The 14,216-nt window shown below is 71.4% G+C and carries 14 protein-coding genes; 5 read left to right on the forward strand and 9 right to left on the reverse strand.

Going from position 1 to position 14,216, the window contains the following annotated elements:
* Positions 1 to 316 precede the first annotated feature (316 nt).
* From ACFYXF_RS39290 to ACFYXF_RS39305, 4 genes are all read right to left on the reverse strand, one after another.
* Positions 317 to 721 (reverse strand): hypothetical protein, encoded by a 405-nt coding sequence (locus tag ACFYXF_RS39290; RefSeq protein WP_389356781.1) that lies wholly within the window; start codon positions 719 to 721, stop codon positions 317 to 319.
* 116 nt (positions 722 to 837) lie between these two features.
* On the reverse strand, positions 838 to 1,326 hold the full coding sequence (locus tag ACFYXF_RS39295; RefSeq protein ID WP_389356782.1) for a methylated-DNA--[protein]-cysteine S-methyltransferase: 489 nt from the start codon (positions 1,324 to 1,326) through the stop codon (positions 838 to 840).
* A 28-nt stretch (positions 1,327 to 1,354) separates the two neighbouring features.
* Positions 1,355 to 2,872, reverse strand: a complete 1,518-nt coding sequence (locus tag ACFYXF_RS39300) for an AlkA N-terminal domain-containing protein (RefSeq protein ID WP_389356783.1) — start codon at positions 2,870 to 2,872, stop codon at positions 1,355 to 1,357.
* A 201-nt stretch (positions 2,873 to 3,073) separates the two neighbouring features.
* Positions 3,074 to 5,104, reverse strand: a complete 2,031-nt coding sequence (locus ACFYXF_RS39305; RefSeq protein WP_389356784.1) for a heavy metal translocating P-type ATPase — start codon at positions 5,102 to 5,104, stop codon at positions 3,074 to 3,076.
* Positions 5,105 to 5,160: 56 nt separating this feature from the next.
* On the opposite strand from ACFYXF_RS39305, the gene ACFYXF_RS39310 reads away from it, so the two are divergent.
* On the forward strand, positions 5,161 to 5,538 hold the full coding sequence (locus ACFYXF_RS39310) for an ArsR/SmtB family transcription factor (RefSeq protein ID WP_389356785.1): 378 nt from the start codon (positions 5,161 to 5,163) through the stop codon (positions 5,536 to 5,538).
* 15 nt (positions 5,539 to 5,553) lie between these two features.
* Here the strand turns inward: ACFYXF_RS39310 and ACFYXF_RS39315 are convergent, their stop codons facing one another.
* Positions 5,554 to 5,964, reverse strand: a complete 411-nt coding sequence (locus ACFYXF_RS39315) for a winged helix-turn-helix transcriptional regulator (protein ID WP_389356786.1) — start codon at positions 5,962 to 5,964, stop codon at positions 5,554 to 5,556.
* A 92-nt stretch (positions 5,965 to 6,056) separates the two neighbouring features.
* Between ACFYXF_RS39315 and ACFYXF_RS39320 the strand changes: the two genes are divergently transcribed.
* On the forward strand, positions 6,057 to 6,911 hold the full coding sequence (locus ACFYXF_RS39320) for an SDR family oxidoreductase (RefSeq protein WP_389356787.1): 855 nt from the start codon (positions 6,057 to 6,059) through the stop codon (positions 6,909 to 6,911).
* 53 nt (positions 6,912 to 6,964) lie between these two features.
* Positions 6,965 to 7,783, forward strand: coding sequence for an SDR family NAD(P)-dependent oxidoreductase (locus ACFYXF_RS39325; protein ID WP_389356788.1), 819 nt, complete (start codon positions 6,965 to 6,967; stop codon positions 7,781 to 7,783).
* Positions 7,784 to 7,816: 33 nt separating this feature from the next.
* Here ACFYXF_RS39325 and ACFYXF_RS39330 read toward each other — a convergent pair whose 3' ends face one another.
* Together ACFYXF_RS39330 and ACFYXF_RS39335 are read right to left on the reverse strand one after the other, a co-directional pair.
* Positions 7,817 to 8,329, reverse strand: coding sequence for an O-acetyl-ADP-ribose deacetylase (locus tag ACFYXF_RS39330; protein WP_389356789.1), 513 nt, complete (start codon positions 8,327 to 8,329; stop codon positions 7,817 to 7,819).
* On the reverse strand, positions 8,326 to 9,735 hold the full coding sequence (locus ACFYXF_RS39335) for a phytoene desaturase family protein (protein ID WP_389356790.1): 1,410 nt from the start codon (positions 9,733 to 9,735) through the stop codon (positions 8,326 to 8,328). Before ACFYXF_RS39335 ends, ACFYXF_RS39330 begins: the two co-directional genes overlap by 4 nt.
* Before the next feature lie 96 nt (positions 9,736 to 9,831).
* On the opposite strand from ACFYXF_RS39335, the gene ACFYXF_RS39340 reads away from it, so the two are divergent.
* Positions 9,832 to 10,494, forward strand: coding sequence for a hypothetical protein (locus tag ACFYXF_RS39340; RefSeq protein ID WP_389356791.1), 663 nt, complete (start codon positions 9,832 to 9,834; stop codon positions 10,492 to 10,494).
* On the opposite strand, the gene ACFYXF_RS39345 is transcribed toward ACFYXF_RS39340, so the two are convergent.
* Positions 10,430 to 11,275 (reverse strand): inositol monophosphatase family protein, encoded by an 846-nt coding sequence (locus ACFYXF_RS39345; RefSeq protein ID WP_389356792.1) that lies wholly within the window; start codon positions 11,273 to 11,275, stop codon positions 10,430 to 10,432. The genes ACFYXF_RS39340 and ACFYXF_RS39345 overlap by 65 nt on opposite strands.
* Positions 11,276 to 11,361: 86 nt before the next feature.
* On the reverse strand, positions 11,362 to 13,230 hold the full coding sequence (locus ACFYXF_RS39350) for a gamma-glutamyltransferase family protein (protein WP_389356793.1): 1,869 nt from the start codon (positions 13,228 to 13,230) through the stop codon (positions 11,362 to 11,364).
* Positions 13,231 to 13,525: 295 nt separating this feature from the next.
* Here ACFYXF_RS39350 and ACFYXF_RS39355 point away from each other — a divergent pair, with 295 nt between their 5' ends.
* Entirely contained in the window at positions 13,526 to 14,188 is a 663-nt protein-coding gene (locus tag ACFYXF_RS39355; RefSeq protein ID WP_389356794.1) for a hypothetical protein, read from the forward strand.
* The last annotated feature ends 28 nt before the right edge of the window (positions 14,189 to 14,216 follow it).

Raw genomic sequence — 14,216 nt, forward strand, 5'->3', positions numbered from 1 at the left:
GCGGGCCGGTGCCGCGATCGGGCCGGCGTGCGAGCGCCGGTCACCCCTGTCACGTCGATGGCCACGAGGACGCGGCAGGGTGTCGACGTCCCGGCAGCGGCGCGCCCTGTCCGGTACCGGTCGCCCCACCGGACCGCTGTCGTTGGACGGGCGGACCGGGTCCGGCACCACTCGGCCGCGGCGGAACGTCGACGCCCTGCCGACCCCCGTGTCCCCGTTGCGGCAGGCCCGTACTCCTGCGGTTGACGGGCCTGGACCGCGGTCCCCGCCGACGACGGCTCCGGCACCTCACGGATGCCGGAACCGCTCGGCGGGATCAGAAGACCTCGGAAGAGACAACGAACGGCAGGCTGCGCGCCACCGAGACGATGCTGTTGGCACCCGCGATCACCCGGTATGAGGCCACGACTTCCAGGATGTCACCGTCGTCCGCGGTCCACGGGTCGTCGAAGTCCACCCTGAGCTCCAGCCGGCGCTTGCGGTTCTTCTCCGCCGCCAGCTTTTCGCTGAAGCGCTGGCCGGCGAGAGTCGTCGACTTGCTGAGGTTGCGCACCGACACCCACAGGTCGTGCGCGTCGACGTTCTGGTTGGTCGCGTCACCGATCTCCACATTGGCGATGACGTCGAAAGGAGTGCCGCTCGGGATGCTGTCGACGGTGAAGAAGGTGCCGTCGTCGACCGGGTAGACCAACTTGATCTCGGCGTCCAGCGATCCAGCCATAATTTCCTCCGTTTTGTTCTGCTTGCCCTGATCGAAGGTGCTTCGTTCAGCTGGAATGTACGGACGTCCCACCGCCTTCCGGATCGGAAGAACTCCCCATTGACAGAACGGAGTTGTCAGAAGAGCGCGGACCCCCGTTCGAAGTCCAGCAGCCGCTGCTTGCGCTCCAGCCCGCCCCCGTACCCGGTGAGACCGCCGTCCGCGCCGACCACCCGATGGCAGGGCACGATGATGCCGACCGGGTTCTTGCCGTTGGCGAGCCCCACGGCACGGGAGGCCTTCGGATTGCCGAGGGCGTCCGCGAGTTGGCCGTACGAGCGGGTCTCGCCGTACGGGATACGGCACAGCTGCTCCCACACGCTGCGCTGGAACTCCGTTCCCGACAGCCGGAGTCGCAGCGTGAACTCCTTCAACTCGCCCTCGAAGTAGGCCTTCAGTTGGTCGACCGTCTCCCCGAAGGGCGTGTCGTCGCGGGCGCCGAAGTTCTCCTCGGGCGGGCGGTGACGCTGGTCGACCATGTAGAGACCGCAGAGGACTCCGTCGTCGGCGACGAGGGTGAGGGCGCCGTACGGGCTGTCGATGACCGTGTGCTGCTTCGTGTTCATGGGGATTCCTCGTTGTTCCTCAACGTCGTTACACCGGCAGGAAGTTGATCGGGTGACCGTCCGTCGCCCACAGGTACTGGACCGCGTACGCCCGCCACGGCCGCCAGGCCGCTGCCCGTGCCGTCAGCGCGGCCGGCGTCGACGGCAGGCCCAACTCCTGTGCCGCGCGCCGGATTCCGAGGTCCGTGGGGAGGAACGCGTCAGGGTCACCGAGGGCACGCATCGCGATGACGTCGACCGTCCAGGGGCCGAAGCCGGGGAGGGCGAGGAGCCTGGCCCGAGCTTCCGGCCAGTCGCTCTCGACGCCCAAGTGGAGTGTTCCGTCGGCGAGTTGGGCGACGAGTGTCGTGAAGGTGGCCCGTCGGGTACGGGGCATGGCCAGGGACTCGGGGTCGAGGGCGGCCAGGGCCCGCGGGGTCGGGAAGAGGTGCGTGAGGCCACCCTCCGGATCGTCGACCGGGTCGCCGTACGCCGTGACGAGACGGGCTGCGTGGGTACGGGCGGCGGTCGTGGAGACCTGCTGGCCGAGCACCGCCCGTACGGCGAACTCCGCCTCGTCGACCGTACGCGGGACGCGTCGCCCCGGGGCCTTCGCGACGAGTGGCGCCAGCACCGGATCCGTACGCAGTTGCTCGTCGACCGCGACCGGATCGGCGTCCAGGTCGAGCATCCGGCGGCAGCGGCTGATGGCGACGGGCAGGTCGCGCAGGTCGCTGAGAGTGAGGCGGCACGCGATGTGGTCGGGCTTCGGGGTGAGGGCGGCGATGCCGTGTCCGTACGGGAGGCGCAGGGTCCGGCGGTAGGCGCCGTCGCGCCACTCCTCCACACCGGGTACGGCGGTCGCGGCCAGGTGGCCGAAGAGGTTGTCGGGGTTGAGCGGGGCACGGAAGGGGAGGCGGAGGTTGAGCGCGCCCGGTGTGCCAGCCGGTGCGCTGACGGTCGTACCCCCACCGCCCGTCTGTGCACGTGTCCTCGGGAGGCGGGCGCGGAGTTCGCTCGGGGAGAGGGCGAAGACCTCACGGACGGTGTCGTTGAAGGTGCGGATCGAGGCGAAGCCCGCCGCGAAGGCGATCTCCGCCATGGGCAGCGCGGTCGTCTCGACGAGGAGCCGTGCGGTCTGGGCGCGCTGGGCGCGGGCGAGGGCCAGCGGGCCGGCGCCCAGTTCGGCGAGGAGTTGCCGCTCGATCTGGCGGGTGCTGTAGCCGAGGCGGGCGGCCAGGCCCGGAACGCCCTCGCGGTCCACGATGCCGTCGCCGATCAGCCGCATCGCGCGGGCCACGAGGTCGGCCCGCTGGTTCCACTCCGGTGAGCCGGGGCTGGTGTCCGGGCGGCACCGCTTGCAGGCCCGGAAGCCCGCCTGCTGACAGGCCGCCGCGCTCGGGTAGAAGGTCATGTTCTCGGGCTTGGGCGGGACGACCGGGCAGCTGGGGCGGCAGTAGATCCGGGTGGTCAGGACCGCCGTGAAGAACCAGCCGTCGAACCGCGCGTCCTTCGACCGGACGGCACGTACGCAGTGCTCGGTGTCGGTGTGCATCGCGTTCCGCATACGTCCAGCATCGGCGATGGGCCGGGGCGGGGCTGGCGGAAATCCGACATCAAGGTGGCGTGTCCAGGGGCGTTCCGGATCACTCTCCGTCTGTCAGCCCATGGCTCAGTGGCTCAGTGGCTTACTGGCTGATCCACTCGCTCACTCACTGGCTCACTGGCTCACTGGCTCACTGGTCGACCCACTCACCGGTTCGCCCACTCACCCACTCACCGCATCCTGCCACGCCGCCTCCCGCAGCAGCCGCATCCCGTTGAGACCGACCAGGACGGTCGAGCCCTCGTGACCCGCGACGCCGAGCGGAAGCGGCAACGTGCCGATCAGGTCCCAGGCGACGAGGCCCGCGATGAACGCCCCGGCGATCACCAGATTCTGCACGACCAGACGTCCGGCCCGCCGCGAGAGGACGATCACGGCGGGCACGGTGGTGAGTTCGTCCCGCACGATCACCGCGTCCGCCGTCTCCAGCGCGAGGTCGGAACCCGCCCGCCCCATGGCCACGCCGATGTGGGCGGCGGCCAGTGCCGGCGCGTCGTTGACACCGTCCCCGACGACCATGACCCTGCGTCCGGCCGCCTCCAACTCCCGTACTGCGCCCAGCTTCTGCTGGGGAAGCAGCCCGGCCCGTACGTCCTCGATCCCGACCTCGGCGGCCAGTCGAGCGGCGGCACGCGGGTTGTCGCCGGTCAGCAACACGGGTGCGGTACCGGTGAGTTCGGTGAGCGAGGTGACGGTGGCGGCGGCACCGGGACGGAGCCGGTCGGCGAGACCAAGGACTCCGACCGGCAGGTTGTCGGCGACGACGAGGACGGCCGTACGACCGGACGCCTCAACCTCCTTCACCATCAGCCGAGTTGCCGAACCGTCCGACACCCCGGCACCGTCCGGCGCCCCCACACCGTCAAGCAACCGCCCCGCCGCCCCCACCGCGACCACACGCCCGTCCACGGCGGCCGTCACGCCCACTCCCGGCGTCGAGTCGAAGTCCTCCGCCACGGACAGCACGAGCCCCTGCTCCCGCGCCGCCTCCACCACGGCCCGGGCCAGCGGGTGTTCGCTCGGGTGCTCGGCAGCCGCCGCGAGCGCGAGCAGGCCGTCCTCGTCCAGGTCCGATCCGGGCAGCGGCCGTACGTCCGTCAGCCTCGGCGTGCCCTCGGTGAGGGTGCCGGTCTTGTCGAGGGCGACGGCGTCGACCTGTCCGAGACGTTCCATCACCACCGCCGACTTGACCAGGACGCCGTGTCGCCCGGCGTTGGCGATCGCCGAGAGCAGCGGCGGCATGGTGGCGAGCACGACCGCACAGGGCGAGGCCACGATCATGAAGGTCATGGCGCGCAGCAGGGCGTCGGTGAGGTCCGTGCCGAAGGCCAGCGGTACGGCGAACACGGCGAGGGTCGCGGCGACCATGCCCAGCGAGTAGCGCTGCTCGACCTTCTCGATGAACAGCTGGGTGGGAGCCTTGGTCTCGGACGCTTCCTCGACCAGGCGTACGATCCGGGCGATCACCGAGTCGGACGCGTCGCGCTCGACCCGTACGCGCAGGGCGCCGGTGCCGTTGAGGGTGCCCGCGAAGACCTCGTCGCCCGGCCCCTTCGCAGCGGGCAGCGGTTCGCCGGTGATCGTCGCCTGGTCGACCTCGCTCGCACCGTCCAGCACGCGGCCGTCGGCCCCGACTCGTTCTCCGGGGCGTACGAGGATGGTGTCGCCGACGGTCAACTCGTCGACTGGGACAACCAGTTCATGGCCGTTGGGGTGCAGTCGAGTCGCCGTGGCGGGGGCCAGGTCGAGGAGACCGCGTACCGAGTCGGCGGTGCGGGCGGTGGCCAGGGCCTCCAGGGCACCGGAGGTCGCGAAGATGACGATCAGCAGGGCGCCGTCCATCACCTGGCCGATCGCCGCGGCGCCGAGGGCGGCGACGATCATCAGCAGGTCGACGTCGAGGGTCCGTCCCCGTAGCGCCTTCAGGCCTTCCCGGCCGGGCTCCCAGCCGCCGGTGGCGTACGCCAGCGCGTAGAGCGCGCCCCAGGTCCAGGCAGGCGCGTCGGCCAGTTGCAGGGGCAGCGCGAGCAGGAACAGGGCCGTGGCCGCCGTGGCCCAGCGGGCCTCGGGGAGCGCGAGGACCCGGGTGCGGCGGCGGGGTGCGGTTGGCGCGGTGGACGAGGGGACGCCCGGGGCGTGGGGTGAGGACGAGGGTGGGGGCGAGGCAAGGGTGGCAGACACGGGAAGCACCATACAGGAACACATGAACACTCATTCATTCGTTCATGTGCGATGAGTAGGATACGGCCATGGGTCATGGAGCCGTCGTCACCGCGCAGGACGCCGAGCGCGTACGCCTCGACGCGGACAATGTCGCGAAGGTGGCGACCACGCTCCAGGCCCTGTCTACGCCCTCCCGCCTGCTGATCCTGGCTCGACTGCGCGAAGGTCCGCTCCCGGCGACCGAGTTGGCGGCCGAGGTGGGCATGGAGCAGTCCGCGTGCTCGCACCAGCTGCGGCTGCTGCGCAATCTGGGCCTGGTCGTCGGCGAGCGCCGGGGCCGCTCAGTGGTGTACGCGCTGCACGACCACCATGTCGCCGAGCTTCTCGACCAGGCGGTCTACCACGTGGAGCATCTGCGGCTGGGCCTCAGCGACCCCGACGCCGAGACGGACGCCGCCGGATAACTCACCGGGGACCGCTCAGGTGCGGCCCTTCGCCGCGTCGTAGCTCTCCCGCGCCCGCTCGACCTGGCTCAGCCGCTCGTTGGTCCAGAGCGCCAGGGCGCGGACCTGTTCGGCGGCCTCACGGCCCAACTCCGTGAGGGAGTAGTCGACGTGGGGCGGGATCACCGGCTTGACGTCCCGGTTCACCATGCCGTCGCGCTCCAGGTTCTGCAGGGTCTGCGCGAGCATCTTCTCGGTCACCGGGCCGACGGACTCGCTGGAGCCGATGGCGCGGCGCAGTTCGGCGAAGCGGTGCGGGCTCTCCAGGAGGCGGATGAGCACGAGGACGCCCCAGCGGCTGGTGACGTGCTCCATGGTCAGTCGCTGCGGGCACAGGACCTTGGGGCCGACCGCCGTCGTGCCGCCCGCTGTGGTGCTAACAGCCATGTCAGTACCGTACTTCAAAGTACGTACTCACGCAGAGTGACCGCAGCTCCTAGGGTTGGCGACAGAGCCGATCACGAGGAGTTGTCCGCACCATGAGCATTGTCGTCACCGGAGCCAACGGGAATCTCGGCCGGCTGGTCGTCGAGGGCCTGCTGGAGAAGGTCCCCGCCGACGGGATCACCGCTGTGGTCCGCAGCGCTGAGAAGGGCGCCCGGTTCGAGGCCCTCGGGGTGCGGACCGCGATCGCCGACTACAACGCTCCCGGGACCTTCGAGGACCTCTTCACCGAGGGTGACCGGGTGCTGCTGATATCCAGCAGCGAGATGACCGCGGACCGCATGGCCCAGCACCGGGTCGTGATCGACGCCGCCGGGTCCGCCGGGGTCGCGCTGCTCGCGTACACGAGCGCGGCCGGCGGTCACGAGAGCCCGCTCTCCGAAGCCCATCGCCGGACGGAGAAGGTGCTGGTCGAGTCCGGTCTGCCGTACGTCCTGCTGCGCAACAACTGGTACAGCGAGATCTTCGTCGACGGGCTGGAGACGGTGGTGGAACAGGGCGTCCTGGTGCGCGCCGCCGGTGACGGCCGTATCGCCTCCGCCACCCGCGCCGACTACGCGGCCGGTGCCGTCGCGGTGCTCACCGGCGAGGGCCACGAGAACCGGACGTACGAGCTGGGCGGGGACACCGCCTGGAACTTCCCCGAGTTCGCGGCCGAGTTGGGCCGGCAGACCGGCAGGGAGATCGTCTACACGCCGGTCACCGCCGAGGCGTACACCGATCTGCTGGTCGGCGCGGGGATGCCCGAGCTGTACGCGTCGATCCTCGCGGGCGCGGACGCGTCCTTCGCCACGGGCGAACTCGCCGGTACGAGTGGGGAGTTGTCGCGGTTGATCGGGCGCCGGACGACACCGATCGCCGACACGGTCGCGGCGGCGCTGAAGCGCTGACGCCCCACGCACAATCCCAGCCACTTCAGCACCTCAGCCAGCAAGGGAACCCCATGCGCACCATCCTCGTCAGCGGCGGCAACAGCGGAATCGGGCTCCGTGCGGCGCGGGAGTTTCTCGCCCGTGGTCACCGTGTCGTCCTCCTCGGCCGCGACCGGCGCAAGGGCGAGGAGGCGCTCGCGTCCTTCGGCGACGCGGCCGACCGAGCGTCGTTCCACTCCGTCGAGCTGTCGACGCACGACGGTGTCCGGGACGCGGCCCGGCGGGTCCTGGCCGAGCACGACCGTTTCGACGCGATCCTGCACTCGACCGGCGTCCTCACCTTCAAGGAACTGCGCACGGCGGACGGACTCCACCCGTTCTTCTCGGTCAACTACCTGAGCCGCTACCACCTCACGCAACTCCTGCTGCCGGCGCTGCACCGCGCCGAACACGCCCGCGTCGTCATGATGACGGCGAGCATCCCGCCGTCCACACCCGCGGAGTTCGAGAGGTTCCCCGCGTTCGAACAGTTCAACTTCCGGCACGACAGGGAGGCGGTCCAACTCGCCAACCACCACTACGCCGCCCACCTCACGCGTGCCGAACCGGGGCTGCGCGCCGGGGTGGTGAACGCCGGCGCCGCGAAGACCGACATCCTGCGGATGTCACCGTGGTACATGCGGGCGATGGCCAAGGTCGTGGGCCCGTTGTTCTTCGACTCCGTCGAGAAGAGCGCCCACAACGTCGTCGAGGCCTGTCTGCGCGAGGACTGGCCCTCGGCGATGTACTGGCCGAAGCCCGGGGACTTCGAGCAGCGCCTGCCGATCGGCCTCGACAAGTCGACCACGCAACGCCTGATGGACGTCTCCCGGGACCTCACGGGCGTCTGAAGTCAGGGGAAGAGACAGGAAACCTCTTTTCCCTCACCGGAGTTGCGCCGCGAACGCCTCGTAGGCCCGCTCGTCGAACAGCACGAACCGCACCTCCTCCACGGCGGTCTCCGCCTCCCGTACCGCCGCCACCGCGATACGGGCCGCGTCCTCCATCGGCCAGCGGTAGACGCCCGTGGAGATGGCGGGGAACGCGACCGTCCGGGCGCCCAGTTCGTCGGCGACGCGCAGCGACTCCCGGTAGCAGGAGGCCAGTTGGTCCGAGCGGTCCTCCGACGCACCGCCGAACACAGGTCCTACCGTGTGGATCACCCAGCGTGCGTCCAGTTCGCCGGCGGTCGTGGCGACGGCCTTGCCGGTGGCCAGGCCCTTGCCGTACTGCGAGGCGCGCAGGGCTCGGCAGGCGGCGAGGATCTCGGGGCCGCCTCTGCGGTGGATCGCTCCGTCGACTCCTCCCCCGCCCAGGAGTGACGAGTTCGCCGCGTTGACGATCGCGTCGGCACTCTGTCGGGTGATGTCGCCCTTGGCGAGCGTGATGGCGGTCATGACCGTCTCAGCCTTCTCCAGACGGCCTTCGCCGCGTTGTGTCCCGACATGCCGTGCACGCCCGGGCCCGGCGGGGTGGCCGACGAGCAGATGAAGACGGCCGGGTGCGGGGTGGCGTACGGGAAGAGGGAGAGCCTGGGGCGCAGCATCAGCTGGAGGCCGCTGGCCGCGCCGGAGCCGATGTCGCCGCCGACGTAGTTGGCGTTGCGGGCCGCGAGTTCGGGCGGGCCAGCGGTGGCGCGGGCGAGGACGCGGTCGCGGAAGCCGGGGGCGAAGCGCTCCAGCTGGCGTTCGATGGCGTCGGTGAGGTCGCCCGTCCAGCCGTTCGGGACATGGCCGTAGGCCCAGAAGACCTGCTTGCCCTCGGGTGCCCGGGAGGGGTCGGCGACGCTCGGCTGCACGGTGATCAGGAAGGGGGTGTCGGGTGCCCGGTTCTCGCGGGAGGCGGCGCGCAGGGCGGTGTCGATCTCGGCGCTGCTCGCGCCGACCTGGACGGTGGTCGCCGTGCGGGCCTCCTTCGCCGTCCAGGGCACGGGGCCGTCCAGCGCGTAGTCGACCTTGAAGACGCCGGCGCCGTAGCGATAGCCCTCGTAGTAGCCGCCGAAGCCCGCGATCCGGGCCAGTGCGGTGGGTGAGGTGTCGAAGACGTACGCACGTGCGGGTGGAAGGTCGTCCAGCCGCTTGACCTCGTAGTCGGTGTGGACGGTGCCGCCGAGGTCGGTCAGATACGCGGTGAGCGCGTCGGAGATCGACTGGGAGCCGCCCCGGGCGACCGGCCAGCCACGGGCGTGTGCCGCGAGGGCGAAGACCAGGCCCACGGCGCCGGTGGCGACCCCGTTGAGGGGGGCCATGACATGGCCGACGAGGCCTGCGAACAGGGCTTTCGCCCGCTCGTCACGGAAGCGGCGCATCAGCCAGGTCGAGGGCGGCAGCCCGGCCAGGCCGAAGCGGGCGAGGGTGACCGGGTCGCGGGGCAGGGAGGTCAGGGGCAGGGACATGAAGTCGTGGGCCAGGGTGTCCCACCTGCTGAGGAACGGCTCGACCAGCCTGCGGTACGCGCCCGCGTCACGCGGCCCGAAGGAGGCAGCCGTCTCGGCCACGGAACGGGACAGCACCGCCGCCGTGCCGTCCGGGAAGGGGTGGGCCATGGGCAGGTCGGCGTGCAGCCACTCCAGTCCGTACCTGGCCAGCGGCATCGCCCTGAACGCCGGGGAGTTGACGCCGAGCGGGTGCGCCGCCGAGCACGGGTCGTGCCGGAAGCCGGGCAGGGTCAGCTCCTCGGTGCGGGCGCCGCCGCCGACGGTGCCGCGTGCCTCGAAGACGGCCACGGAGAAGCCGCGCCGGGCCAGCTCCACGGCGGCCGTCAGCCCGTTGGGCCCCGCCCCCACCACGACCGCATCGAGCATCGACGGCACCTTCGGACTCCTTCGTCAGCCGACGGCCACTTGAGATCAGGATATGCCGGGACACCGACACTGCCCGGCGCGGGTAACCTCGGCCGGATGACGCGCCGTTTCCGCATCCAATCGCCCGGCGAGGACGCCGACGACACCGCCTGGTACTGGTTCGAGGTCGAGGACGACGGCTGGGTGCTGCGGCAGGCGGTGTTCGAGGCGAGGCTGGAGATCCCGCGCTCCTGCGAGCCCCTGCAGAACGCCGACGGCACCACCTCGGGCGGTGCCTCGATGGCCGCCGCCCAGGCCCAACTGGCGCTGGTGCGCGAGCGGTTCGGGCGCCTGGGCGTCCAGCTCTACCAGACCGTGTACGGGGCGTTCACCGAGGGCGCCGTGGAGGTGCCGCCGGAGGCGGCGGACGTGACCGATTCGGAGTTCGAGCGGGCGTGGTCCACGGCCCTGCGGCACCGGCACCTCAGCCACTACACCACCGGCCCGCTGCCGGAGGGCTCCCTGCTCACGGGCATGGTCTGCGCGCTGCCGTGGGGGCCGGGCCGGACGGGTCTGTTCGTCGACGTCAACCTGCCGGTCGACGCCTTCGTGGACATCGCGTGGCTGCCCTTCGACCCGGGGGACTGGCCGGTGGTCGGCACCGTGGCCGAGTTCGAGGTCGTCACCCTGCGGTTCAGCTCGGCCCGCCCGCAGATCAGGCTCCGCCCGACAGTAGTTCCACCACCCGGCCAGCCGTGGCCGCGTCCCGCGCCGCGGTGAACGGCAGGACGTTGCCGCCGGTTATGCGGAACGGTTCGCCCGCGCGGGTCAGATGGGCGCCGCCCACCTCCTCGACGAGGAGGATGCCCGCGGCGTGGTCCCAGGCGGCCTCCCAGGAGAACGCCGTGGCGTCCAACTCGCCCCGGGCGATGGCCAGATACTCCAGGCCCGCCGAGCCGCACGCGCGCGGCTGCACACCGTCCGTCCACAGACCCAGCAGCGCGCGCTTCTGCTCGTCCGTCGTGTAGTCCGGGTGGGAGGTGGCCACCCGGAGGTCGCGGCCGGGCTCGGGCGAGCCCGCTAGCAGGCGTGTGCCGTCGAGGAAAGCGCCCTGGCCACGGATCGCCGTGGCGAGCTGGCCGCGGGCCGGGGCGAACGTCCAGGACGCACGGACGACGCCCCGGTGGGCGAGCGCGACGAGCGTGCAGAAGCCGGGGTCGCCGTGCACGAACTGGCGGGTGCCGTCCACGGGGTCGACGATCCAGACCGGCGCGTCGCCCTGTATCGCCTCGTACGAGGCGGGGTCGGCGTGCACCGCCTCCTCGCCGACCACGACGGACCCGGGCAGCAGCTTGGGCAGCACCTCGGTGAGATACAGCTCGGCCCTGCGGTCGGCGTCCGTCACCAGGTCGTGCGGGCCGCTCTTCTGGTCGACCTCGTGGGCGGCGAGTTGACGGAAGCGCGGCATGATCTCCGTGGCCGCCGCCTGGCGGACCGCTTCCTCGACGTCGGACGCGTGCCGTGCGAGAAACTCTTCGATGGTTTCGGTGTCTCCGATCATGCCTCCATGAGAGCATGCGCCACTGACAATCCCTGCCCGGCCGGTGGACATGGGATGGAATCGCCCTGAACACCCGGATTCGGACATCAGCGCCCCACGGCGTACCCCTGCATCCCCCGGGGATTGGCCGCCGCTGACAGGACACCCGTCTCCGGGTCCCGGGCGACCGCGCACAGCCGGCCCTCGGACCAGCCGCCGCCGATCGTCACGTCGTGCCCCCGCCGACGCAGCTCCTCGACCACCTCGCCCGGCATCCGGGCCTCCACTGTGACGCTCCCGGGGCGCGCCCCGCGCGGGTAGAAGGAACTCGGGAAGCTGTCGTTGTGCCAGTTCGGGGCGTCGATCGCGCCCTGGAGGTCCAGGCCGCCGCGCACCCTCGGGCGCAGGGCGACCGTGAGGAAGAAGTGCAGCTGCCACTGGTCCTGCTGGTCCCCGCCGGGCGTACCGAACGCCAGCACGGGCACCCCGTCGCGCAGCGCGACCGAGGGCGTGAGGGTGGTCCGGGGCCGACGTCCCGGGGTGAGGGAGTTCGGCAGGCCCTCCTCCAGCCAGGCCATCTGGAGCCGGGTGCCGAGCGGGAAGCCCAGCTCGGGCACGACCGGGTTGGACTGGAGCCAGCCGCCGCTGGGCGTGGCCGCGACCATGTTGCCCCAGCGGTCGACGACGTCGAGATGGCAGGTGTCGCCCCGGGTACGGCCGTCGGCGGCGACATCGGGCTCACCCGACAGCCCACCGATCGCGCCCCCAGCCCCGCCCTCGGCCCCAGCCCGGACCTCGACTCCAACCGTCGGCTCCCCGGCCCCCGGAGCGCTGACCCCGGGCTCGTCCGTGGCCACCACGCGCGCGCGTGCGCACAGCTGCGGACTGCGTCCGCCGGGGCTGCCGGGCCGCAGCTCGTACGAGGCCTTGCCGTCGACGAGGGTCCGCCGGGCGGCGTTGTACGCGTCGGACAGCAGCTCGTCGAGCGGCACGTCGGCTCCGCCTGACGCGTCCCCGTACCAGGCCTCCCGGTCCGCCATGGCGAGCTTGCAGCCCTCGATCAGCAGGTGGACGTAGTCGGCGGACCCGTACGCGGGCAGCTCGGGCGGGAGGAGCGCGAGCTGCTGGAGGAAGGCGGGGCCCTGGCTCCAGGGGCCGGCCTTGCAGAGGGTCCAGCCCTGCCAGTCGTACGTCGCCGGGGCCTCGTAGGACGCGGACCAGGAGGCGAGGTCGGCGGCGGTCAGGGTGCCGGTGTGGTGCTCGCCGCTGGTGTCGAGGGTGGGCCGCGCGGACTGCCGTACGAGCGCCTCGGCGATGAAGCCGGTGCGCCACACCTCCCGTGCCGCCTCGATCTGGGCGATGCGGTCCCCCGCACCGGCGACCTCGGCGAGCAGTCGCTTCCAGGTGGCGGCCAGGGCGGGATTGCGGAACAGCTCGCCGGGCCGGGGCGGCTGTCCGCCGGGCAGGTACACGTCCGCCGACGAGGTCCACTCCGTCTCGAACAGTTCCCGTACGGTCTCGACGGTCGCGCCGATGTTCTCCACGGGCGCGTGCCCGTCCTCGGCGTACCCGATGGCGTACTTCAGGACGTCGGCGAGCGGCTTGGTGCCGTGGTCGCGGAGGAGGAGCATCCAGGCGTCGAAGGCGCCGGGCACGGCGGCGGCGAGGGGTCCGGTGCCGGGGACCAGTTCGAGCCCGAGCCCCTTGTAGTGCGCGACGGTGGCTCCGGCGGGCGCGACGCCCTGTCCGCACAGCACCCGCACCTCGCCGTCGGCCGGGGCGATGATGATCGGCACCTCACCGCCGGGCCCGTTGAGGTGCGGTTCGACGACGTGCAGGACGAAGCCCGCGGCGACGGCGGCGTCGTATGCGTTGCCGCCGTCCTCCAGGACCGCCATCGCCGACTGCGAGGCCAGCCAGTGCGTGGAGGACACCATCCCGAAGGTGCCCTGGAGCGTGGGTCGGGTGGTGAACACGGGCGGCTCCTTCACTACGGCACACGATCCGATGATCGTACGTACGCCACCCGGCCGCAGAGCACCAGTCACCTATGAGTCATTCGCCGCAATTGATCGCATTAACAGTGAATTGGGCACTGTCGACGCCGATTTGGGCATTCTGACGGACAGTCCGGGCGGCCGATCATGAAGGACAGTCATCGCACAGCCACGGAGCGAGTTCTTACTTCCGCCCCACAGGCAGTCATGTGACACTGGCGTCCCGTCCGGAGTGCGGACCCCCCTCCGCACCGTCCCCCACGAGAAGTGCGCCTTGAGCCTTCCTCTGCCGCTCGCGCTCGTCACCCGCCTGGCGCCGGTCGCCGTGCTCGCCACCGCCGGCTGGGCGTTGTCCTCGGGTCCGCTCGCCGCGTCACCGACCGCCGACGAACCCGAGACGACCGCCAAGGGCGCGTCCTCGTCGCCCACCGCGCCCTCGACCTCGGCGGCCTCGAAGACCTTCACCGCCGCGCCCGCGCCCTGCTCGGCCATACCCCCTGGCACGATCAAGTCCCTTGTCCCGGGCGCCAAAGCGGCCGGCAAGGAGATCCCGTCGACGGACACGGAGGCGCGCCGCACCTGCTCCTGGAACGCGCTCAAGGGGTACGACTACCGCTGGCTCGACGTGTCGTTCGAGCTGTCCGACACGGACGCGGCGGCGGAGAAGACGTACAAGGACCGGATGACCGAGAAGAGCGGCGGCGGAGTCGTGCCGGGTCTCGGTGACGCCGCCTACTCCGTCGTCAACCTCACCACCGAGGACAAGCAGCAGACCCGCGAGGGCGTGGTGCTGGTCCGCGCGTCGAACGCGCTCGTGATCATCACGTACAACGGCAGTGACTTCGAGTCGAAGAAGGCGCCCAGCACTGATGTGATCAACAAGGGCGCCATCAAGGCGGCCCGGGACGCGGTGGCAGCGCTGGAGGGCGGCCGGTAGAACCGGCCGCCCTCCACATCGGGTCACA

Source organism: Streptomyces sp. NPDC002680 (assembly GCF_042889145.1).
Taxonomy (GTDB): domain Bacteria; phylum Actinomycetota; class Actinomycetes; order Streptomycetales; family Streptomycetaceae; genus Streptomyces; species Streptomyces adonidis.